Raw genomic sequence first — 21,991 nt, forward strand, 5'->3', positions numbered from 1 at the left:
ATTACTGACCAAAAAATATTTTTGGTGTGAATGAAATATACAGTTTGAGCAAATATATGTGAAGTAACTCGTAAATAATTTGTGGTTTACCTTAGCTTCTTATAAGTATCAGGGTTCGTAATTTGGGTAACACAACCTATTCGGTAGAAATACCGATATCGTTTTTGACCTCTTTATTAAGGTTCGAGAGAGGGAAATGCGGTATTGATGCGTATATGGCTGATTCCTGACCAGTACATTCGTGAGATTCGCAACTGTATCAGTATCTTCTCATAGACATTTTTTATTAAGCATGGTGATATTTAGTGAGTGAATCATTATTAATTGTGATGTGATTAACGTTACTAGACAAGGAAGTAAAACGTTAAATGATCTCTTCCCAATATTTTTCTGTCAGCCGCTTTGTTATCTACATTGTTTTACCAATGTTTTTGCCTGTCTTTGCTTGGGCAAAAGCGAGCCTTATGACGCCCAACTCACTCTCTGATTACTACGTTGATACTTGGACCTCTACAGACGGTTTACCTCATAACAGTATTAATGCAATTGCTCAAACTCAGGATGGATATCTTTGGTTTGCTACATGGGAAGGTGTTGCAAGATATAACGGTTTGGAGTTTAGACTTTTCGACCGTGGCCCTATTACACATATGCTTGATTCTGGCACTCGAGCCTTAGTTTCCGACCAAAACAACTCGTTATGGGTGGGAGGCGCGAGAGGAAGCTTAAGCTTCAGAACGGGCTTTACTTGGCATTCTCAGCCAGCGGCTCCGAGCATGGTCAACCATGTACTGATTGATCACTCTGGCAATCAATGGCTGGCAATAGAAGGTCAGGGCGTTGTACGCAGGCAAAAAAATGCAGACGGTTCCTATGGAGAGAGTGTCTGGATACTAGAAAATATCAGCGCTTACAGACTGATCAAAAACAGTGCGAATGAGGTTTTTGCTGGTACTGAGAAAGGCTTGTACCAATTTTCTGAGCATTCCTCTACGAGAATTGAAACTACTCAGTTTGATAAAGTGTATTACCTTTCGTTGGCTCATAACGGTGATCTTCTTCTAGGAACAAACCGTGGTGCTTGGCGCTATGACGGAAAAGAACTCTCTCTGATTGATCCGAGAATTGATGTGACGGTTGTCACAGTTGTGGAGCAGGATTCTGCTGGAAACATCTGGTTGGGAACCATCAATAAAGGCTTAGCGCGTTTATCGGATAATACTCTTGAGTTTTTGGATGCCAGTAAAGGCTTACCGAACAACCGTGTGCTCTCTTGGTATCAGGATATTGAGAACAGCATCTGGGTTGGGACAAACGGAGGTTTGATTCGCCTTCGTAATGCACCCTTTATGTCGATTACTCAAGATAAAGGTTTAGTCGGCAATTATGTCCGTACTGTTTTACCTATTGCCGACGATACGCTATTAGTCGGTTCAAGCAATGGTTTAAGTATTCTCAAGCAAAGTTATGCAGCACCTGCAATAAATGGTGATGTGTCCTTATCGGTATTGAGTTTGGCCAACGCGTCAGATGGTGGTGCTTGGGTTGGTACTTATCAGAATGGTCTGATGAAATGGAATAACGGTGCGATTGAGCCGATTCTGACTGATAAAGACGGTTTGCCGACTAACGAAGTTAGAGCAATTTTAGAAGACAGCAAACACAACCTTTGGATCGGAACTCCGTTTGGCGTGGTGAAGAAACAACCTGACGGTGCAATGCAACACTTTACTCAGCAGAATGGCCTGAGTGACGATTATGTCATGGCACTGGCTGAAGATGAGTTGGGGCATACTTGGGTTGGTACCGGAGTGGGCGTTGGCTATTGGGATAACGACAAGTTCGAAAATTTGGAGTTAGACCAACTAGAACAGGCTCAATATGCCTTTGGTTTTTATATTGAACCCGGATATGTGTGGGTTGCGACAGACAGGGGTATCGTCCGCTATCGTTTGTCTGACCAATCTACAGCGCTTGTTGGGCGTCCTCAAGGATTGCCAATCGATAAGTTTTTTCAGATTCAAAAGGATGACGATGGTTACTTTTGGCTGTCGAGCAATAGAGGTATCTGGAAGATCAATGCAGCTAGAGCTCATGAAGTAGCCGACGGTAATGAATCAAGCATTGTTTTCGAGCACTTTGATGAAACTGACGGTATGGCCAGTAGCCAGGCCAATGGTGGTTCAAACCCTGCTTCTGCAAAACTCAGCAGTGGTTCAATCTATATCGCGACAGCGAAAGGTGTGGCTTCTATCCATCCCAATAGGCTTCACACTTTAAGTAGCAATCCGCTGCCGTTGGTGTTGCAGTCTGTGCGTTTTGATTCGAATTTTATCAACCCAGAAGCGACACCTATTGTGCCAGCCGGAACGAGCAGAGTGTCAATTAACTATGTCGGTTTGGGTTATGTTATGTCTGAACGGATACAATATCGTACTAAGTTAGAAGGTTTCGATAACACGTGGTCTGAGCGCAGAAATTCTCGTAGCGCAGAGTTCACTAATTTACGTCCCGGTCATTACAAGTTTTTGGTCAGCGCTCGTTATCCTTATGGTAACTGGACTGAAGCCAGAGCGCTTTATGAGTTTGATGTTGAGCCTCTTTTCTGGCAGCGAAAAGAAGTGATCGTTTTTATCATTCTTTCGTTACTGGCGCTGATCGGGTCCGGCGTATTCTGGCGTATTCAGAGTTTGAAGCGCAGTGAGCTTCGTCTGAAGCAGCAGGTTGAACTGCAAACGCATGAGCTGCGGTCTCAGGCGACCATGTTTGAAAAACTGTCCCATGAAGATGACTTAACAGGCTTAGCTAACCGAAGAGCATTTGACTTAAAGCTTAAAGAACTGTTCGATAAGGCGAGAGAAAGCGGCGATATATTGCAACTGGCTGTACTGGATATCGACCACTTTAAACATATCAATGACAAATATTCACATTTAGTGGGTGATCACGCCATTGTTGAAGTGGTTGATGTTCTGAAACGTCATATTGAGTCAGATACATTGCTGGCCAGATGGGGTGGGGAAGAGTTTACCCTCTTGTTTGTCAGTGATACTCATCAATCAGACGACTATTTAGAACGTTTACGTTCGGCAATCGAAGCGCACAGTTTTGACAACGTGGCTTCGCAGTTAAAAATCACCGTGAGTATCGGAGTTTCAAGTAGTGAATATCTTTCAGATTACGAAGACCTGCTGAAACTCGCGGATCATGCGTTACTGAAAGCAAAACGAAATGGTCGAAACAAAGTTGAGAGAATAAGCGTTTAAAGAAATAGAAACGGTCACAATTAGCGACCGTTTTACATGGAGTCTTATTTGTTTAGCGTTATTAGAAAACCTTACAAGCAAACCCTTTAAGATAGAAACCTTCTGGATACGCAGTATCTGTCGGGTGGTCTGCGGCTTGTTCGAAACGCTCTACGAACTTCACATCACGACCAGCATCCAAAGCGGCATCTGCAATGATCTTTTGGAACAGGGCTTGATCCATTAAACCTGAGCATGAGTAAGTCAGCAGAGTACCGCCCGGCTTTAGAATTTGCATCGCTAGCATGTTGATGTCTTTGTAACCACGACATGCACCGTTCAGTTGCGCTTTTGACTCGGCGAACTTTGGTGGATCCATGATAACCACATCAAACAGAGTACCTTGATCGCGATATTCGCGAAGCAACTTGAACACGTCTGCGTTTAGGAATACGGCACGTTTTTTCGAGATATCAAATTCGTTTAGCTCTGCATTAAATTTGGCTGTATCAAGAGCAGGCTGAGAAACATCGGCATTGATGACGCGTTTTGCTCCACCTTTCAGTGCGTATAAGCCAAATCCACCGGTGTAAGAGAAGCAGTTAAGAACTTCTTTGTCTTTCACATATTTCATTGACTGGAAGCGGCTATCACGTTGGTCAAGGTAGAAACCCGTCTTATGGCCGTTAACGATATCGACATTAATTTTGATGCCGTTTTCTTCGATCACAACAGACTTCGGTGGTAATTCACCATGAAGAATACCAACACGTTCTTCCAAGCCTTCTTTTTTACGCACAGCAACGTCAGAACGCTCATAAATATGGCATTCAGGGAAACAGGTGTTCAGGGCTTCAACTAACGTTTCTTTCTGGTACTCGGCTCCTGCGCTCAGAAGCTGGCATACAAGGTAGTTATCGTATTTGTCGATAGTGATACCAGGTAGGCCATCTGATTCCGCTGCAATTAAGCGATAGCCAGTTAGGCCGTCACGCTCGATGAAATCGTCACGAAGCATTTGCGCTTGTTGAATTCGTTTGACGAAAAATGCGCTATCAATCTCTTCTTTCTCGACGCTCCAAACACGAGCACGAATTTGCGAATGCGGAGAGTAGGCGGCTTTAGCTAACCACTGACCGTCGTTTGAATAGACATCTACGGTTTCACCTAAACTTGGTTCACCTTCGATGCGTTGAATGCCACGGGAGAAAACCCATGGGTGTTTACGACGTAATGATTTATCGCGGCCTTTGACCAAATAGATTGCAGAAGTCATTGCTCTACTCTGAAGAATGATAGAAAAGGTCGGGTATTGTCGTGGAACTGAGCTTGAAAAGCAACTCGACTTGATGATGTTCGTTATCGAGTGAGCGGCGTCTAATTTCAAATGAACTTGGTTTCGAAAATAAGATCATTATCCAATAGTGAGTGCTAGATAAAACAATGAGCTAACTATTGGCTATCCTTAAAGTAAGTCGATAAATAGGGATGATTTCGAATGACGACAAAGTGCGACAAATTTATTGTTTCCGGTGTAGTTCAAGGGGTAGGGTTTCGCTATCACACTTCTCATCAGGGATTAAAGCTTGGATTAACGGGTTACGCTAAAAATTTGAACAATGGGGATGTAGAGGTAATCGCGTGTGGCCCAGTTGAGCACGTTGATGAATTTTACGAATGGCTAAAAGAGGGGCCAAGAACGGCGTCAGTCGATAAAATCGTGCGCACAACCTGTACGATTGAGAAAAGTTACCGCGGATTTGAAATTCTGTAGGCCTATATATGCTTAGTCTGATAAGCGAGACCTACAGAAAGAGATACTCAATGAAAGATTAAAGACACTTAGCCGGTTTTGGTAAACCTGCTATTTTTGTTGCCTGTTTTGCCGGACCTTTAGGGAACAGTTTAAAAAGATACTTACTGCTGCCTTTTTCAGGGCCGTGTTCTTTTTCCATCGCTTTTACCAGCATGCGAATCGCTGGGGATGTGTTGAACTCTTCATAGAACTTGCGAACAAAAAGTACCACTTCAATATGTGCATCAGTTAGTTGAATGCCTTCTTGCTCAGCCAAAATGTCCATCATGCCTTCAACCCATTCCGTTGAATTAAGCAGATAGCCTTGTGCGTCGGTTTCGATTGTGTTTCCGTTGTATTCAAACATTGCGTTTAACAGTGAGTTGCTTAACTAATTGCGCATAGGGTAGCGAAGGGCGTGGCTTTGCTCAAGAAGAAAAAAGCCCGAGAAAATCTCGGGCTCTTATAATCAATCAGTTTGAAGACTTATTAGTCGTCATTCATGATGCCTAGGATGCTTAGTAGGCTAGTGAACAGGTTCAGAATGTTCAGGTACATAGAGATTGTTGCGCTAACGTAGTTAGTCTCTTCACCGCGCACAATACGGCTAGTATCGAACAGAATGAAACCAGAGAACACGAGTGCTGACATGCTGCTAATTGCTAGTTGACCCATTGTAGAACCAACAAAGATGTTGATGATTGCTGCAACGATAACAATGATTAGGCCAGCAACTAGGAAGTTGCGCATGAATGAGAAGTCTTTTTTAGTGCTTACTGTATATGCAGAAAGACCTAGGAACACCATACCTGTCAAACCAAGAGCTTGAGCAATAATAGATGGACCGTTTGGAATTGCTGCGTAGTAGTTAAGCATCGGGCCCAGAGCACCACCCATTAGAGTTGTGAACACGAATGTCCAAACAATACCCATAGATGAGTTGATTGCTTTAGGTAGAGCGAAGAATAGAACACCGATTGCTGCTACTTGCATTACAAGCGCCATGATTGGTGAGATACCCATCGCCATTGTCACTACAGCTGCGATAGCACTTGTCACTAGCGTCATCGACAGTAGGAAATAAGTGTTCTTCAGCGTTTTGTTTATCTCAAGTGTGCTTAATCCACTTGCAGAACGAGAATACATTGGAGTGTTCATACTTTTACTCTTCCTCATTGAAAGGTGTTTCTTGTTTATATAGACATTAATGAGGCTAATAGTTCCGTTTTTCAAGCCTCTGCCTTGTACTGACATTAAAAATAATAAACAAAAACGGTTTAAATAAGCGTGACAAGTTGTAACACAATATTTCCGTTCATCTAAGTTTATATCTGGGTCAATACTAACACTAAATCATTCATATTTTTGTAAGTTATTGTTGAAATAAACCATTAGTTACAAAAGAAAAAGAGGCGATGATATCGCCTCTTCAAATTATGCATGATTCACACGGTTTACCGATACAACATTAGTGATGAAGAATCTGCGCTAAGAAGTTCTGTGTGCGATCAGATTGAGGATTTTCAAAGAAATCTTTCGGATTGTTTTCCTCAATGATTTCACCGGCATCCATGAAGATCACTCGGTCAGCGACCTCTTTTGCAAAACCCATTTCGTGAGTTACACAAAGCATGGTCATACCTTCACCAGCAAGTTCAACCATTACGTCTAGTACTTCGCGAACCATTTCTGGGTCAAGTGCTGATGTTGGTTCATCGAACAACATCACTTGTGGGTTCATACAAAGAGAACGAGCAATAGCTACACGTTGTTGTTGACCACCAGAAAGCTGACCTGGGTATTTGTCTGCTTGGTCTGGAATCTTAACGCGCTTCAAATACTTCATTGCAATCGCTTCAGCTTCGTCTTTAGGCATTTTCTTTACCCAAATAGGAGCAAGCGTACAGTTCTCTAAAACCGTTAGGTGAGGGAAGAGGTTAAAGTGCTGGAAACACATACCGACTTCGCGGCGCACCGCTTCGATGTTCTTTAAGTCTTCAGTAAGCTCTGTACCTGCCACTAGAATCTGACCTTTCTGGTGTTCTTCCAAGTGGTTAATACAACGAATCATGGTTGATTTGCCCGAGCCTGAAGGGCCACAAATAACGATTTTTTCGCCTTTTTTAACATCCAGGTTGATGTTTTTTAGTACGTGAAACTCACCATACCATTTGTTCATGTTCTTAATTTGAATCATGAAATCTTCTGCAGTTTGTTGCGTCATAATACGTTCCCTGAATTATTGTTTATCGTTTGTGACCGGTATGGAGTTTGTTTTCTAGCCAAATCGAATATCTCGACATGCTGAAACAGAACACCCAGAACACTAACGCGACAAATACGTAACTTTCTGTAGCAAAACCTAACCATTCAGGGTCGGTGTTTGCTGATTGACCAATACCAAGTACGTCAAACATACCGATAATCAGAACCAGACTGGTATCTTTAAACAGGCCAATAAATGTGTTTACGATCGATGGAATAGTGATTTTGAGTGCTTGAGGAAGAATGATTAAACCCATTTTCTTCCAGTACGAAAGACCTAGTGCGTCAGCCGCTTCATACTGACCTTTAGGAATCGCCTGCAAACCACCACGAATAACTTCTGCCATGTAGGCTGAGCTGAACATCACCACACCGATAAGCGCTCGGATAAGCTTGTCTGTTTCTGAACCTTCAGATAAGAACAGAGGTAACATTACCGAAGCCATGAACAGAACGGTGATGAGTGGAACACCACGCCAAACCTCGATGTATACAGTACATAGGCTGCGGATGATTGGCATGTTGGAACGACGCCCCAAAGCCAGAACCACACCGATTGGCAGAGATACAACAATACCGACTAGCGCAATGATCAGCGTAACTAACAAGCCACCCCATTTGTGTGTCTCTACGACTTCTAAACCAAACACACCACCGTATAACAAACCAGCGATTAGGAATGGATAGATGTTGACGAAAAACAGCCAGATCCAAGTTCTTTTCGGTGTTTTATCGTAAGCAATCGCAGCGACAAACATGGCCAAGGTAATGAAGAACAGGCGAGGGCGCCAAAGCTCCGCTTCTGGGTAGAAACCGTACATGTATTGTTGCCAACGTACACTGATAAATACCCAACAAGCCCCTTCACGGCTACAAGCATCACGAGTGGTTCCCACCCAGTCAGCGTTAATAAACGCCCAATCGAGAACGTTCCAAAGTCCCATAAAGGCGAAATAGGCCAGAATGACAGTAACTATGGAGTTTGCCGGACTGTTAAACAGGTTCTTTTTAAACCAGCCAACGACACCAGTGGTATTTTCTGGCGGCGGGAGACTTGGTTGAAATTGATGTACTTTCATCTTATCTCTCCACCAATGCTACTTTGTGGTTGTAAATGTTCATAAATAGTGATGTGAGCAAGCTAAGTGTTAAGTAAACACCCATGGTCATTGCAATGATTTCGATTGCCTGACCAGTCTGGTTCAACGTTGTACCAGCAAACACAGAAACTAAGTCTGGATAACCAATCGCCATTGCAAGTGATGAGTTTTTGGTTAAGTTCAAGAATTGGCTGGTTAGAGGCGGAATGATGATTCGCAATGCTTGAGGAATAACCACCAGTTTCAAAGTTTTAGAACGAGGAAGTCCCAAAGACATCGCCGCTTCAGTTTGACCATGGCTAACTGCATTGATACCAGAACGAACAATTTCAGCAATAAAGGAAGCTGTATAGATACTGAGAGCTAACAGCAATGCCGCGAGTTCAGGAATAATACTGATACCACCTTTGAAGTTGAATCCTTTCAATACTGGGTATTCCGCAGAAATCGGCATGCCCATAATGAAATACACAACCAGCGGAAAACCAACACTCAAGCCTAGGCCAATACGGAACATAGGTGTTTGTTGACCCGTCAACCGCTGTTTATTTTTAGCCCAAATTCCCACGCTAATTGTCGCAATGACACCAATGATGAAGCAGGCAACAACAATGCCGCTTCCAGCTTCAAAAACGGGCGCTGGGAAATAAAGACCTCGAACGTTCAGAAATATAGCTTCGCCCAGACTCATACTATCTCTCGCGGACGGTAGTGCTTGAAGCACTGCTACGTACCAGAAAAAGATCTGTAGAAGTAGAGGAATATTTCGGAAAGTCTCGATATAAACGGCCGCTAGACGACTCACTAGCCAGTTTGAGGAGAGACGGGCGATACCCAAAATGAAACCGATAACGGTTGCAAAGATAATACCCAAGAATGAAACAAGAGCTGTGTTAAGCAAACCCACCACGAACGTACGACCGTACGAAAAGGTTTCGTTATACTCAATCAAGCTCAAACCAATCCCAAAACCAGCAGGTTGGCTAAGAAAATCAAAACCAGTTGCGATACCGCGGGCGCTAAGGTTGTTCAGTGCGTTGTTTATTATCGTATAAAAGAATAAAGCGAGAGCAGCAAGTGCTACGAACTGAAAAACGATAGAGCGGAAAGTGGGATTATAAAGAAGATTTGTGCTTTTAGTCGGAGCTGACTCTGACATTTGCACTGAATTAGTTGTAGGCTTCATACAGCGATAACCTCTTTATCCATTTAGACAAAGGGCGGCCTAGACCGCCCATTTCAATGAGATATCTATTAACGGATAGGTGGAGCGTACATAAAGCCACCCGCATTCCATAATGCGTTTACACCACGTGCAATTTGTAGTGGAGAGCCTTTACCTACTGTACGTTCAAAGCTTTCACCGTAGTTACCAACTTGTTTAACAACTTGGTAGCTCCAGTCATCACGAATGCCTAGACCTGAACCTTTTGGACCGTCAACACCAAGAATACGTTTGATTTCTGGGTTGTCAGACTTCAGCATTTCGTCTGCATTTTTAGACGTGATGCCATACTCTTCAGCGTTGATCATCGCGTTTAAAGTCCATTTAGCAATGTTGAACCATTTGTCGTCGTCTTGACGAACAACTGGGCCTAGAGGCTCTTTAGAGATGATTTCTGGAAGTACGACTGCTGAATTTGGATCGGTTAAGTTCAGACGTAGTGCGTATAGACCTGATTGGTCAGTAGTTAGAACGTCACAACGACCAGAGTCGAAACCTTTTGATGTTTGTGCCGCTGTATCGAATACAACTGGCTTGTAGCTCATGCCGCTTGCACGGAAGTAGTCAGCTAGGTTTAGTTCAGTTGTTGTACCTGACTGAACACATACTGAAGCACCGTCAAGTTCTTTAGCGCTTGAAATGCCTAGGTCTTTCTTAACCATGAAGCCTTGGCCATCGTAGTAGTTCACACCAACGAAGTTCAAACCAAGTGCTGTATCACGTTGTAACGTCCATGTTGTGTTGCGAGACAAAACATCAATTTCACCAGATTGTAGAGCTGTGAAACGTTCTTTAGCAGTAAGCGGTACGTATTTAACTTTAGTTTTGTCGCCAAGAACTGCAGCAGCAACTGCTTGACAGTATTCTACGTCAATCCCTTCCCATTCGCCTTTTGAGTTAGGGTTAGAAAAGCCAGGTAGACCTGTACTTACACCACATGACAAAACACCAGCAGCCATAACTTTATCTAAAGTACTTTCTGCTGCTGAAGCTGAAGTCGCTGCAAAGGCAGAAGATGCCGCTACAACTGTGGCAAGAAGTGTGAGTTTATTCGCCATTTGTATCCTTCCTGTATGATCCATGTTTGACCAGGTGACACCTGATACAAGCTTTATATATGTTGTGTTTTATAGTTAGTAGCCTAACAGGCTTGCACTTTTTAGGTGCTTACTCATCAGGCTTTTAAAGCGTAGATATAAATTCTGGATTTCTCAAATACATAATTTAAATAGACTTTCGAGGGAAATCACATACCTAAGCTTCGTTTAGAATGGCTAAATGTTGTTCCAATGTAAATAGTGCAACTAGGCTCAGCCTTGGTGCAACAGGATGTCTTCGGGATAATTGACTGAATGTTTAATATATTAACATGCTGTTAACGAATGAAACTTACATGATCATCTAAAAAAGGATTAAAATTTAGTCATTAATTATTTGATGAGTATTGGCTAGTGATTTTCTTGCACCTTTTTTGTTAGCATTACCGAATAGTTATTTACATTGTGATGAAATTTAAATGCAATATTTTCCTCTGTTTCTGGATCTATCAAATAAAGCTGTTTTAGTCGTTGGCGGAGGCGAGGTTGCATGCCGTAAAATTGATGCACTTTTACGCGCTGGTGCTCGTGTTACTATCGTTTCCCCTCAGATCGAACAGTACCTGTATACGCTTGTAGAACAAGGCAAATGCGAGTGGATACAGAACTTCTACTCACCCAGTGTTTTAAGCAATCGCTTCGTGCAGGTATGGGCGACCACAGATAACCCCGACCTCAACCATCAGGTGCATAAAGATGCAAAAAATATTGGTGTTTTAGTCAATGTGGTGGACGATTTACCCTATTGCGATTTCATCACCCCTTCGATGATAAATCGAGGTCGAATTCAAATAGCAATTTCGAGCGGAGGCGCGTCACCCGTGCTTGTGCGCAATGTTCGTGAAACTTTGGAGTCGGTATTGCCGCAAAATTTAGGTCTACTCGCAGAGTTTGGTGCTTCTAAACGAACTTCGATTAAAGAGCGTCTGCCAACAGTTGATCTACGTCGCAAGTTTTGGGAAATGTTTTTTGCTATCAGAGAAGTGAAAGACGCAACTTCGCGTGAGCAGTTGGAAGTTTTATACCGCACAGCTTTGGAAAAAGATGTCGAAAACCTCGGTGACGTCACATGGATAGAATACGGTTCCGACGTTGAACTTCTGCCAATGAAAGCGATGCGATATATGCAACAGGCTGAGTTGGTGTTGTTTGAGAAAGGCTGTTCATATGATGTGATTGATCTTTGTCGCCGAGATGCAGAAAGGGAAGAGTTTCCAAGCCCCGCTCAATTGGGCGAGCGTTTAAAACAGGCGAAACAGGACAGACAACGAATTTGTGTCTTAGTCTCTCAGCTAACCCAAGAGTTTTCTTTGTTACACAGTCAACAAAGAGTGATAAAGCCGGGCAGCGAAAAGAAATAGCCGAGTAGGCACGGATAAGCTTATTTAATTCAAACTGTTATCAATCAAAAGGGCTGACTTCATATATAGAAATCAGCCCTTTTAGATCTTATTGCGGATTGTTAGCCGAAATGGTTACAGAACAAACTTCTCGATAGCCGCTGCAACACCATCTTCATCGTTGCTGAGAGTGATGTAATCTGCGATGCGTTTGGTTTCTTCCATTGCGTTAGCCATCGCAATACCCATTCCTGCATACTCAATCATATGGTGATCATTCTCAGCATCACCCATACACATCACTTGGCTTGCTGGCACGCCAAGGTGGTCTGCAATCGCTTTAACACCCACACCTTTGTTACTTTGTGTGTTCAAAAACTCTAGAAAGTGCGGGGCACTTTGCACCACAGTAAATTCTTGATGCAAATGTGCAGGGATTTTCTTGATTGCTTCAGAGAGCAGGCTTGGTTCAGCGACAATCATGGTTTTGATGATAGGGTGATCGTCGTCTAGCTCTGAAAAATCCATCTCAGTGATCTTTAAGCCGTCGTTTATTTTCGACTCAAGTTCTGTGAACTCACTGACGCGCGGTGTGATAAGCCCATGGATCTGACTGAATGCGTGCGTATTTACACCTAGCTCAGCGGCCAGTTTGGCGATGGTTTTCGCGGCTTTGCCGTCAATGATTTGTTTATAGATAACTTCACCAGTCGCGACGTTTTGCACCATAGAGCCATTGTAGTGAAGGACATAATCTTGATCTGAGGTTAATTCCAGCTCTTCAAGTTTGCTACGCATACCATCAATTGGGCGACCTGAAGCAAGAACCACTCTTACACCTTGCTCTTTTGCCAGAGCAATAGCTTGTTTTGTGCGTGGCGTAATTTGTTTTTGGCTATTAAGAAGAGTGCCATCCATATCAAGGGCGATGATTTTGTACATGTGATACCTAGAATGCTTAAATTAATTCGGAAAAGAATATCTATAATTTATGACAGTTTGCTCGTTTGTGATGCAAAGAGCAAAACAAATTGCATGATTAGTTTGAGCCGGAATGCGGATAATTCATTTAGTTCAATGATGATTTTTGTGATTCAGGCGAGGTTTTAAATTGACCTGAAGCAGACCTTCTATTAAGGTCTGCGGCTGCGATTTTTCGGAAATTTGAATTAGGCAAAATACTTTGTACAAAGTTAACGAAATGTTTGAAACGATACAGGGTGAGGGCGTATTTACAGGCGTTCCTGCCGTATTCGTTCGTCTACAAGAATGCCCTGTGGGTTGCGCTTGGTGTGACACTAAGCAGACGTGGGAAGCCAATGAGCAAGACCAGCTGTCTTTCGACCAGATTATTGTAAAGACTGGAGACTCGCCAAACTGGTGCTCTGCTTCCGCACAACAGATCATTGCGATGTATCAGTCGCAAGGATACACAGCGAAGCATATTGTTATTACTGGTGGTGAGCCTTGTATCTATGATTTAGTTCCTCTTACCCAGGCGTTTGACGAGATTGGCTGCCAATGCCAAATCGAAACCAGCGGAACCTTTGAAGTTAGAGCAACTAAAGATACATGGGTGACAGTGTCACCAAAAGTGGCAATGAAAGGTAAGTTACCGGTTATTGAATCGGCATTGTTACGTGCGAACGAGATTAAACATCCAGTTGCGACAGACAAAGATATTGAGAACTTGGATCAGTTGCTCCAGTCTGCCAATGTTCCCGAGTCAACCGTGATTGCTCTGCAGCCTATTAGTCAAAAGCCCAGAGCAACACAATTGTGTATAGATACTTGCGTGGCGCGTAACTGGCGTCTGTCTATTCAAACACATAAGTACCTCAGTATTGCCTAAAGGATTTACCCATGAAAAAAGCGGTTGTTGTATTTAGTGGTGGTCAGGATTCAACGACATGTTTGGTCCAAGCGCTACAAGAGTTTGATGAAGTTCATGCCATTACCTTCGATTATGGGCAAAGACACAAACTTGAAATAGAAGTGGCTCAAGCGTTAACCAAGAAGTTAGGCGTAACTGCACACAAAGTGCTAGACGTTGGTCTGCTTAATGAACTCGCTATCAGTTCACTCACTCGCGACGATATTCCTGTTTCTCATGAACTTCAGGAAAACGGTCTTCCAAACTCATTTGTACCTGGTCGAAACATCCTGTTTCTAACGCTAGCAGGTATTTACGCATACCAGATTGGCGCGCATACGGTCATTACGGGTGTTTGTGAAACCGATTTTTCAGGTTATCCGGACTGCCGAAACGATTTCATCCAAGCGATGAACAGTGCCCTCGTCAAAGGGATGGATCGTGAGCTAGAAATCCGCACTCCGCTTATGTGGTTAAATAAAGCTGAAACGTGGGCATTGGCTGATCAATACCAGTCGCTTGATCTTGTGCGCAATGAAACACTGACGTGTTACAACGGCATCATCGGTGACGGATGTGGTGATTGTCCTGCCTGTCATTTACGTAAGGCAGGGCTGAACGATTACTTGGATAACCGCGCCGCTGTTATTGAGTCTTTAAAGCAAAAGAACAATCAATAGAATCGCTGCAAGCATCGAAAATACAGTTTTGTCCTTTTTGTTTGGTTTTGAATAACGCCTGATCTAAAACGGAGTAGAGCTGATTAAAGTCGCTGATTTGCCCCGCAGTTGCTATAAATGCAAAGCTGGTGGATAAATACAGCGGCTTGTTATTACCCGCCTCGTTAGTGTGATACCAATAAGGCTTAGAGGTTAGTGCCTTGTGTAACGATTCAACCCTATGCTGCACTTCGTACTGATCTACATTGGTTAATACGGTGATAAATTCATCACCACCTAAACGTCCCCAGAAATCATCCGTCTTCAAACACTGCTTCATCCCATCGGAGATGGTTCTCAGTGCCTTGTTGCCAACTTCGTAACCGTACTTGTCGTTAATCAATTTAAGATTGTCGATATCAAAAAGAACTACTAGGTGTCTGGTTTCCATGGATTGAGGCTGCTCTATTGTTTTCAAATGATTAATGAAGACTGCTCGATGGAGAGCGTCAGTCAGGCAGTCCATTTTCTGGTTACTGTTTAAATGAACCGATTTGTGAACAAGATAGGCGATGGAGAGCAGCAGAAATACAATAAGTAGCAGCAAGTAACGTCGTTCCTGCCTCATTGAATCTACATGGATATTAAGCTGTTCATTCTGCGCTAGCAGTTCTGACCTAATGTTTTTCTGTTCGAGAGAAGAGGTTGATTGATCTAACGCTTCCAAAGCTTGGAAGTGTTCACGGTCGCGAATTGTAATCTCATTTTCAACGTACTCGCGGTAATACGAGAGTGCCATTTCATACTTACCACTCTTGTCCGCAATCTTTGCTAACTGACGCAACGACTGGGTTAGCGTACGGGTGTTTTGTGACTCTTCAGCAAGGGCTTTTGCCTTTAATGCGTAATATTCAGCTTGTCTGTAATACTTCTTCTGAACATAGGAGTTAGACAGGGCAAGTATGACATCGCTTTTCAGACTAATCTCGTTGTATTGAATGGCATAGTCGAGACCTTTTAATAGTTCATTTATGCCTTTGTGAAACGAGCCTAATTCAGTATGTGACTTACCTAAACCAAGATGAACATAAGCCAACCCTCTAAGATTGTTTTTTTTAAGGTGGATAAGACGGGCTTTATTAAAATGGGCGATGCTTTGGTGAAACTCATCTTTGTGATGATAGGCCTCACCTAAATTGTGCTCTGTTTGTGCGATGCCATCGTCGTTTCGGTTTTCTATGTGAAGTGTCAGAGCACGGTAGAGGTATTCAAGAGCCTGTTGATGTTGTCCCAAGGTACAAAGTAACAGGCCGATATCATTGAAAATTGCTGCGGTGTTGGTTCCTTCTGGAAGCTCATCCAGCAAACGCTTGTAGTTGTCTAGAGCACCTTTGTAGTCACCGATAAGTTCGAGATTTTTTGCAATAACCATGAAAGCAAGATAGCGAGGAACCACGGGATTATTGCTTTGCTCAAGCGAGCTCTGAAGCTGGTTACAGAATTTTTGGCTGTGCAAATTGTTTGCTTGCAGATTTACCAAGCGGCACAAATGGTATTCAAACAAGAAAATGCCATCACTATCTTGTCGTTGTTTCATTCGCGAATAGAGCTCTTGGTACAGCCCGCTAGCGTTAATGTATTGCTTGTTCTTCTCTTCATTGAGCGCTTGTATAAATCGCTTTTCTTCTTCGTTGTATGAAAGTTGATTAGAATTGTCACTAGCAAAATAATCTTGTCCAAGCTTGGTCATGTATTCATGAATACGACTGGCAATATAGAGTTTTTCTGCGCTCGGCGGGAGTGAGGTATACCTGTCTTTGAGAAGGTACAGCACAGAGTCGGGATTACGACTCAGGGCTTTATTAACCACCGCTTCCCATTCAGCTCTTTCACTCGCTTGGCTGAGAGGGTTAAAAACGAAGAATGAGAAGAAAAGAATCGCGGTGTAAATATTGAGCATTGCAAGCACTGTAAGCTGAGTTGCTGGAAACCCCCACAACTATAAGCTTCTGGAAAGAGGCTCTCAATTCGTTATTTTTGCCAGATAATAATCTGTGAAATGCGCCGAAATTCACTCCAAATAAGTTGCGTTTGCAGGACAAAATCAGAGCTAACCAGCTAACTTAAAACAAGAAATACGTAAAAGTTCGAAATTACTAACACTATTTAAAAACTAAGTAGATAATGCCGAACACCATATCAGGTCAATCGATCTTAGACGTCTTTATTTTTTGTTTTCGAGAGGGAATACCTTGAACGCAGCTGAAATCATGACTCAGTTTAACTGCTATGAGCGTATGCATATTGAAATACCCGGTTGGGAGATCTATTCGGACACTACGCTTGTCAGGGTAGTGTCTCCTGATGAAGATGGGAGCTTTATTGCCTATTTCAATTTAGATAGCTCAAAGGCGTCTGAAGTCATTGATCAGCAAATGGAGTATTTCTACCGCTTAGGTAAAAACTTTGAATGGAAGGTTTACGATTTCGATAAGCCAAGCGATATCGACAGTATGCTTCTCAACAAAGGTTTTTACGAACAAGATCCAGAGTCCTTTATGGTTTTGAATCTTCGTGATTATAATTCAGTCCCAGAACTTCAGCCCCAGTGCGTTGAGGCGTTTGATGAACGTGGAATCCGTGATGCAATTGCAGTGAAGCAGTCTCAAACGGTGGAAGATTGCAGTGGTTATTTTTTGCATCTGTTAAATCTCAAACAAACATGCCCTGAGAACATCCGTATTTATGTTATCTATGATGGTGAGCAGCCTGTTTCTTCTGCGTGGGTGATCTTCAACAGTGTTAATTCTCCATTTGCTGGAATTTGGGGTGGGAGTACGGTTCAAACTCACCGTGGGCGAGGGCATTATCAAGCATTGCTCAAGCAACGCATCAGAGATTCAATCCTTGCGGGTAAACACTATTTATATATTGATGCCTCTGAAATGAGTCGACCTATTGTAGAGCGATACGGTTTTACAGTGATCGCCAAAACTACGCCGTACTTCTATCGACATCCTGATATCAACTAATGTTTTGAAAACAAATATTTACTGCATGAATGGTTAAAGATCATGAAGTAAGAGCCAAAGCACAGTTACTGTGTTAATAACCAGTGTTTTATTGACAATTGTGTAACCTTATCTATACTGTACACATAAACAGTGCTAGAGGAGGTAACGTATGTTGTTAGAAACATTAGAACGCATTAACCGCCTACGCCAAGAGGCGATGTCTAACCCTGAATTTATAGAAATGGCTAAGGAACACGAAGCTACACTCAAACATGTCGAGCAAGAATTTGAACCGAAACGATCTCGACGTCATACCACAAAGCACAAAAACAAATCCCTTGCCGATATCTATCAACAATCCGATTTCGGCTCTAATCCATCTGGCGTTCAACACTGATCAAACAAAAGATTGAACGTGTAATTAGTTGAAAGTAAAAAGGCTCATGTGAATTCACATGAGCCTTAAATATTTTAGAGCTAAGTTTTGTTTGCTGATAAACAAGAACTAAAAATCGGCTTTCTTTACATAGTAAGGGTTAGAGTATTTACGCTCTGGTCCAAATTGAGAAACCACTAACTTATTCCATAAATTCTTATCAAATTGTGCTTTAGGAATAGCGGGGTAAAGGGTTTCAACTTCTTCCCAAGCATAAACCATTAACTCTTTTTTCTTTATCTTATTGTATTTGTTAACGATATCGTTGTACTTACGCATCCACTCTATTTTGTACTGACGTAAAGCGGGCTCTGCTTGCTCAAGGGGTACTCGAGACAAATAAACACGTTTGTACGACACTTTCTTATCAATCATGGTGAGCATCGTTGTTTGAATGTATTTGCCATGATGAGTGATAGAAATATCGTCTTCAGAGAAAGGTGTCAGGCACCAGCCTCTGGGTAGAAAATCTGGTTTTTGGAATTGCTTGTTTCGAACGATGAGTGCATTGTGCAACACAATATCCGAGGTGCCACGAAACGTCGCTTGCCATTTAGCAATACGAACCTGAATAGAACCCGGCAGACGATAAACGTTAGTAAACTTATCTTGATTCATTGGCTTTCACGATCTTTAAGTAATGCTGTAAGAAGTTAATACGAAAGTTATTGCCATTTCGAATATAAGGTATCGAAAACGATCTACACCTTGGGTTGAACTCATTTGAGTGTAAATCAACTTATACTCTTCTCAACTGAATCTGCAATAAGGTTGATGGTATTCACTTAGGCAAATCACATTCGCTAAGTAATTTAATTCAGCAACTTCTCTATGGTTTGCAAATTCAAATCGAGCAGAGAATTTCTCGCCGCTTACAGTGAGTTAACCACTCGGGCTGCGAGGGCGCACATTCTACAACGGTTCATAGTTCGAATGCGAGTCTAAAAATGCGCATTTTTTCATCTAATTGAAAGAAAATATATATAGAAATGAACGATGAAAGAGAGTTTAAGTAAGGCTTGCTTAAGCAAAGATGGGATTTTGAGAAAAACTGAAGCCGCTTAACGAGACGTTTAAGATGGCTTCAGTTTAGATTTCCTTAGTGAGAAATGAGCGTTAAACCATGGGGTAAGGCATCACCAAAAATACGCTTAGACTCTGTTTCACTCAGTTCACTGACATTTTCGACCAACTGTATCCAAGCTTCAGGCGCTCGGCTTTGCTTGAGTTTCTCAAGAACCAAAGTTCTAAAATCGTCTGAGATATCCAGCGTTCTATCGCCAGTTTTACGGCAAATCATCACTGCTGCAAACGCGATCATTGGTTCTTTCTGCCAGTCTTTGTCTAGCAGTTTTGGTAACCATTGCTGAACTTGCTCACGAGCAACGACATTGTGTGCACTGCCATACAGAGGCGTACGAGATAACAGACGACCGACAGCCCACCAATGAGCTTGCTCAAACTGAGTTTGGTTCAGGGCTTTATTAATAAACCAAGTTGCCAGTAGAACTTTATCTTCCACGTCCAGATGTTCTAACGAAGCGGCTAAGCGAACCATGGCTTCGTAACCTTTATCTTGCGCTTCTTGCTGAGATTTCGGATTTCGTGAAGCACCGGGGTGCAGATGCTTAGCAATATCCGCCAGCAGTGTCTCTTGTTGTTCTTGGTTTAACCCGCCCGCGATACGACGCCAGAATACCCACCAGTCGCTCCAGCCTTGATGGTTTTGGAACTGAATGCCTTGTTGGTATAAGCCCCAAATCTGTTCGATTCGCCAACTGTCAGTGGCATCACCAAAACCTGGACGCAATGCAAAACCCGCTAATCGTAACCAGCTCTTTTCATGTTGTTCAGAGCGACGACGACGTTTTCTTCCCTGTGCCAAAGTATCAAATAGGGAACGCAAAACGGAAAAATCCCACTCGTCGCGTTTACCTAGTAGTTTCTCCAGATCTTTGTTCAAGGTTTTCACGGCTTTGCTATCAGCACTGTTCTTATTACCGCTGTATATTTGCGTCACCAGTGTTTTCGCCTGTTCAAGTTTAGGATTCGGCTTCTCTGATTCTTCATTGTTCTGGGCTTGGCTGCTGTTACGTACTTCAAACTCCATTAGCCAGCGTTTGTTCTCATCGCTGGTGGATACACACTCCATTTTCAGTGTGCCGACTTCGGTCAACTGGCAAGCAATAAATACCTCTTCGCGTTGCTTTTGGTTTGCCTGTAATTGAATATTTTCATCACCCTGTAACGTAGTGATGTAAGGTGGCAAAGGCTGGAACTTATCTGCATCAATCTCAACGAGTACACCATTTTGTATTTTGGTGTTGTCAGCGATTTGATCGTGCGTTGAGGTAAGCAGGTTAAAACGAACGGGCATACCTAGCGTTAGCGAGAAACGACGACTGCTTAGACGAATTTCTTGACCTTCTTCCGTTCCTTTCGCCAACAGGCACAACGCTTTGCCCATGCTGTTTTTTTCTTTCAAATGAAGGAAATAAGAACGGGCAGAGCCACCACCGATTTTCAGTTGTGCGCCACGGCGTGCTTTGGCAAAAGCCACCGCGCCCAAAGCTACCGACCAGTCTGGATGAGGGTTGTCCAACTGTGTAATGGCTTCACCACGCCAGTGACCCAGCAGGTTCAGCATGCGTTCTGTGATTAAGTCACTGTTAAAAACACCCCCGTTTAGCAACAGGCCAACAGGGATTGAAGGGGTGCTAAGCTCAGTTTGGTTTAGTGCCGCTTTGGACACTTGCTGATGCTGAGTAAGAAACTCTGCTACGTGTTTACTGACAGCAGGGTCGGCGACATAAGGCAGACCAAACTCCATCATCGCGCTACGACGTTTATTTGGCAGTTCAGAGAAATCAGACATAGGGAAGAAACCATCTAATGCAATCTGGTGAACTTCCTGTTTGGTTAAGCTGACGCTCTTTGTTCCGCCAAGCAGTTTTGAACCGCTGCCCAACATGGTGATTTTCACTGTCTCTGGTGCGTTACTTGAGAGCAAGTTTTCTTTCGCTTGTCGGGTTTGCTGAATAAGCTTTGTTAATCCCGCCGCAGTGAGCTTCTTACTTTGATTAAATCGGCTTTCTGCTAAATGAGCTAGCGCTAGGTCGAGGTTGTCACCGCCAAGCATTAGGTGTTCACCAACGCCAATACGGTTTAAAGTCAGCTCTTCGCTTTCAAACTTCGCTTCAATCAAACTTAAGTCGGTGGTGCCGCCGCCCACATCACAAACCAAAATTAGTGGAATTTCTGACAGTTGTTCATTCGCAGAATCTTTATGGCGTGAATACCAGTCATAGCAGACCGCTTGTGGCTCTTCTAACAGAATTATGTTGTTTAAACCAGCCAGCTTCGCCGCTTCTAAGGTCAGGTTTCGCGCGGTTTCATCAAATGAAGCTGGAACGGTGACGACTACTTCCTGAGCTTCCAGAGGATTACTAGGATGTCGGTAGTTCCAAGCTTGGCGGATATGGTTGAGATAACTGGCGCTTGCTACTACGGGGGAGACTTTTTCGACATCAGCTGCACCAGCCCAAGGAAGAATGGCTTCAGAGCGATCCACACTTGGATGAGACAACCAGCTTTTTGCACTTGAGACTTGTCGCCCTTCGACCTTTGCTCCTAAATCTCGTGCCCACTGGCCAATAATAGCGAGTTCGGTGTCGCCTTCGACGGGGTGGTTATCCCAAGGCAGGGTTAAATCGCTGGCCGCAATTTGACCCGGTGCAGGGTGATATCTAAATGAAGGTAACAGTGGTTTACGAACCACTTCACCGGGGCCTATTAACTGATCAATAGGAAAGAGTTCTACAGCGGCATGTTCGAGATCATCCATCAGTTCACAGAATGCGACCACTGTATTAGTAGTACCTAAATCGATCCCGACAAGAAAACGCGGTGCTGCCATAATCATAGAAACCTCGTTATATATTC

18 protein-coding genes are annotated in these 21,991 nt (G+C 43.1%); 7 read left to right on the top strand and 11 right to left on the bottom strand.

The genetic code is table 11. The features are described from left to right. Positions 1-368 precede the first annotated feature (368 nt). Entirely contained in the window at positions 369-3,266 is a 2,898-nt protein-coding gene (locus HKI82_RS09905) for a ligand-binding sensor domain-containing protein (protein WP_240956692.1), read from the top strand. A 61-nt stretch (positions 3,267-3,327) separates the two neighbouring features. On the opposite strand, the gene HKI82_RS09910 is transcribed toward HKI82_RS09905, so the two are convergent. Further along, the gene (locus HKI82_RS09910) at positions 3,328-4,521 is read right to left on the bottom strand and encodes a class I SAM-dependent methyltransferase (protein WP_171137893.1); all 1,194 of its coding nucleotides are present in this window, start codon (positions 4,519-4,521) and stop codon (positions 3,328-3,330) included. A 222-nt stretch (positions 4,522-4,743) separates the two neighbouring features. On the opposite strand from HKI82_RS09910, the gene yccX reads away from it, so the two are divergent. Further along, the gene (gene yccX / locus HKI82_RS09915) at positions 4,744-5,019 is read left to right on the top strand and encodes an acylphosphatase (RefSeq protein WP_102942104.1); all 276 of its coding nucleotides are present in this window, start codon (positions 4,744-4,746) and stop codon (positions 5,017-5,019) included. 58 nt (positions 5,020-5,077) lie between these two features. On the opposite strand, the gene HKI82_RS09920 is transcribed toward yccX, so the two are convergent. The 6 genes from HKI82_RS09920 to HKI82_RS09945 all read right to left on the bottom strand — a co-directional run bounded on the left by HKI82_RS09920 (position 5,078) and on the right by HKI82_RS09945 (position 10,688). Next, complete coding sequence (locus HKI82_RS09920; RefSeq protein ID WP_102942105.1) at positions 5,078-5,407, bottom strand: TusE/DsrC/DsvC family sulfur relay protein; 330 nt, start codon at positions 5,405-5,407, stop codon at positions 5,078-5,080. Between the two features lie 122 nt (positions 5,408-5,529). Beyond that, the gene (locus HKI82_RS09925; protein ID WP_102942106.1) at positions 5,530-6,198 is read right to left on the bottom strand and encodes a Bax inhibitor-1/YccA family protein; all 669 of its coding nucleotides are present in this window, start codon (positions 6,196-6,198) and stop codon (positions 5,530-5,532) included. Between the two features lie 310 nt (positions 6,199-6,508). Next, positions 6,509-7,264, bottom strand: coding sequence for an amino acid ABC transporter ATP-binding protein (locus HKI82_RS09930; protein ID WP_102942107.1), 756 nt, complete (start codon positions 7,262-7,264; stop codon positions 6,509-6,511). Positions 7,265-7,286: 22 nt separating this feature from the next. After that, positions 7,287-8,384: an amino acid ABC transporter permease gene (locus tag HKI82_RS09935; RefSeq protein ID WP_102942108.1), complete on the bottom strand. Its 1,098-nt coding sequence runs from the start codon at positions 8,382-8,384 to the stop codon at positions 7,287-7,289. Position 8,385: 1 nt separating this feature from the next. Further along, positions 8,386-9,591, bottom strand: a complete 1,206-nt coding sequence (locus tag HKI82_RS09940) for an amino acid ABC transporter permease (RefSeq protein WP_102942109.1) — start codon at positions 9,589-9,591, stop codon at positions 8,386-8,388. A 68-nt stretch (positions 9,592-9,659) separates the two neighbouring features. Continuing rightward, positions 9,660-10,688 (bottom strand): amino acid ABC transporter substrate-binding protein, encoded by a 1,029-nt coding sequence (locus tag HKI82_RS09945; protein WP_102942110.1) that lies wholly within the window; start codon positions 10,686-10,688, stop codon positions 9,660-9,662. A gap of 458 nt (positions 10,689-11,146) precedes the next feature. On the opposite strand from HKI82_RS09945, the gene HKI82_RS09950 reads away from it, so the two are divergent. Beyond that, complete coding sequence (locus HKI82_RS09950; RefSeq protein ID WP_102942111.1) at positions 11,147-12,088, top strand: precorrin-2 dehydrogenase/sirohydrochlorin ferrochelatase family protein; 942 nt, start codon at positions 11,147-11,149, stop codon at positions 12,086-12,088. A gap of 114 nt (positions 12,089-12,202) precedes the next feature. Here the strand turns inward: HKI82_RS09950 and yidA are convergent, their stop codons facing one another. Continuing rightward, positions 12,203-13,009 (bottom strand): sugar-phosphatase, encoded by an 807-nt coding sequence (gene yidA, locus HKI82_RS09955; RefSeq protein WP_102942112.1) that lies wholly within the window; start codon positions 13,007-13,009, stop codon positions 12,203-12,205. A 241-nt stretch (positions 13,010-13,250) separates the two neighbouring features. Here yidA and queE point away from each other — a divergent pair, with 241 nt between their 5' ends. Next, complete coding sequence (gene queE, locus HKI82_RS09960; protein WP_240956693.1) at positions 13,251-13,919, top strand: 7-carboxy-7-deazaguanine synthase QueE; 669 nt, start codon at positions 13,251-13,253, stop codon at positions 13,917-13,919. Positions 13,920-13,930: 11 nt separating this feature from the next. Further along, positions 13,931-14,620 (top strand): 7-cyano-7-deazaguanine synthase QueC, encoded by a 690-nt coding sequence (gene queC / locus HKI82_RS09965; RefSeq protein WP_102942113.1) that lies wholly within the window; start codon positions 13,931-13,933, stop codon positions 14,618-14,620. Here queC and HKI82_RS09970 read toward each other — a convergent pair. Next, the gene (locus tag HKI82_RS09970; protein WP_102942114.1) at positions 14,586-16,559 is read right to left on the bottom strand and encodes a diguanylate cyclase domain-containing protein; all 1,974 of its coding nucleotides are present in this window, start codon (positions 16,557-16,559) and stop codon (positions 14,586-14,588) included. The genes queC and HKI82_RS09970 overlap by 35 nt on opposite strands. A 292-nt stretch (positions 16,560-16,851) precedes the next feature. On the opposite strand from HKI82_RS09970, the gene HKI82_RS09975 reads away from it, so the two are divergent. Both HKI82_RS09975 and HKI82_RS09980 read left to right on the top strand, forming a co-directional pair. After that, positions 16,852-17,631 (top strand): GNAT family N-acetyltransferase, encoded by a 780-nt coding sequence (locus HKI82_RS09975; protein ID WP_240956694.1) that lies wholly within the window; start codon positions 16,852-16,854, stop codon positions 17,629-17,631. 151 nt (positions 17,632-17,782) lie between these two features. Next, positions 17,783-18,010, top strand: a complete 228-nt coding sequence (locus tag HKI82_RS09980; protein WP_102942115.1) for a hypothetical protein — start codon at positions 17,783-17,785, stop codon at positions 18,008-18,010. Between the two features lie 108 nt (positions 18,011-18,118). Here the strand turns inward: HKI82_RS09980 and HKI82_RS09985 are convergent, their stop codons facing one another. Continuing rightward, complete coding sequence (locus tag HKI82_RS09985; protein ID WP_102942116.1) at positions 18,119-18,667, bottom strand: MSHA operon transcriptional regulator; 549 nt, start codon at positions 18,665-18,667, stop codon at positions 18,119-18,121. A gap of 481 nt (positions 18,668-19,148) precedes the next feature. Then, positions 19,149-21,965 carry an Hsp70 family protein gene (locus HKI82_RS09990; RefSeq protein WP_171138011.1) on the bottom strand — a complete coding sequence of 939 codons (2,817 nt, stop codon included), beginning with the start codon at positions 21,963-21,965 and terminating at the stop codon, positions 19,149-19,151. Positions 21,966-21,991 lie beyond the last annotated feature (26 nt).

The sequence above is a fragment of the Vibrio plantisponsor genome (assembly GCF_013041605.1).
Taxonomy (GTDB): Bacteria; Pseudomonadota; Gammaproteobacteria; order Enterobacterales; family Vibrionaceae; genus Vibrio; species Vibrio plantisponsor.

Excerpts from the sequence above, each read along its gene's own strand:
- HKI82_RS09905 (WP_240956692.1), top strand. The coding sequence starts at position 369 with ATGATCTCTTCCCAATATTTTTCTGTCAGCCGCTTTGTTATCTACATT.
- HKI82_RS09910 (WP_171137893.1), bottom strand. The coding sequence starts at position 4,521 with ATGACTTCTGCAATCTATTTGGTCAAAGGCCGCGATAAATCATTACGT.
- yccX (WP_102942104.1), top strand. The coding sequence starts at position 4,744 with ATGACGACAAAGTGCGACAAATTTATTGTTTCCGGTGTAGTTCAAGGG.
- HKI82_RS09920 (WP_102942105.1), bottom strand. The coding sequence starts at position 5,407 with ATGTTTGAATACAACGGAAACACAATCGAAACCGACGCACAAGGCTAT.
- HKI82_RS09925 (WP_102942106.1), bottom strand. The coding sequence starts at position 6,198 with ATGAACACTCCAATGTATTCTCGTTCTGCAAGTGGATTAAGCACACTT.
- HKI82_RS09930 (WP_102942107.1), bottom strand. The coding sequence starts at position 7,264 with ATGACGCAACAAACTGCAGAAGATTTCATGATTCAAATTAAGAACATG.
- HKI82_RS09935 (WP_102942108.1), bottom strand. The coding sequence starts at position 8,384 with ATGAAAGTACATCAATTTCAACCAAGTCTCCCGCCGCCAGAAAATACC.
- HKI82_RS09940 (WP_102942109.1), bottom strand. The coding sequence starts at position 9,591 with ATGAAGCCTACAACTAATTCAGTGCAAATGTCAGAGTCAGCTCCGACT.
- HKI82_RS09945 (WP_102942110.1), bottom strand. The coding sequence starts at position 10,688 with ATGGCGAATAAACTCACACTTCTTGCCACAGTTGTAGCGGCATCTTCT.
- HKI82_RS09950 (WP_102942111.1), top strand. The coding sequence starts at position 11,147 with ATGCAATATTTTCCTCTGTTTCTGGATCTATCAAATAAAGCTGTTTTA.
- yidA (WP_102942112.1), bottom strand. The coding sequence starts at position 13,009 with ATGTACAAAATCATCGCCCTTGATATGGATGGCACTCTTCTTAATAGC.
- queC (WP_102942113.1), top strand. The coding sequence starts at position 13,931 with ATGAAAAAAGCGGTTGTTGTATTTAGTGGTGGTCAGGATTCAACGACA.
- HKI82_RS09970 (WP_102942114.1), bottom strand. The coding sequence starts at position 16,559 with ATGCTCAATATTTACACCGCGATTCTTTTCTTCTCATTCTTCGTTTTT.
- HKI82_RS09980 (WP_102942115.1), top strand. The coding sequence starts at position 17,783 with ATGTTGTTAGAAACATTAGAACGCATTAACCGCCTACGCCAAGAGGCG.
- HKI82_RS09985 (WP_102942116.1), bottom strand. The coding sequence starts at position 18,667 with ATGAATCAAGATAAGTTTACTAACGTTTATCGTCTGCCGGGTTCTATT.
- HKI82_RS09990 (WP_171138011.1), bottom strand. The coding sequence starts at position 21,965 with ATGGCAGCACCGCGTTTTCTTGTCGGGATCGATTTAGGTACTACTAAT.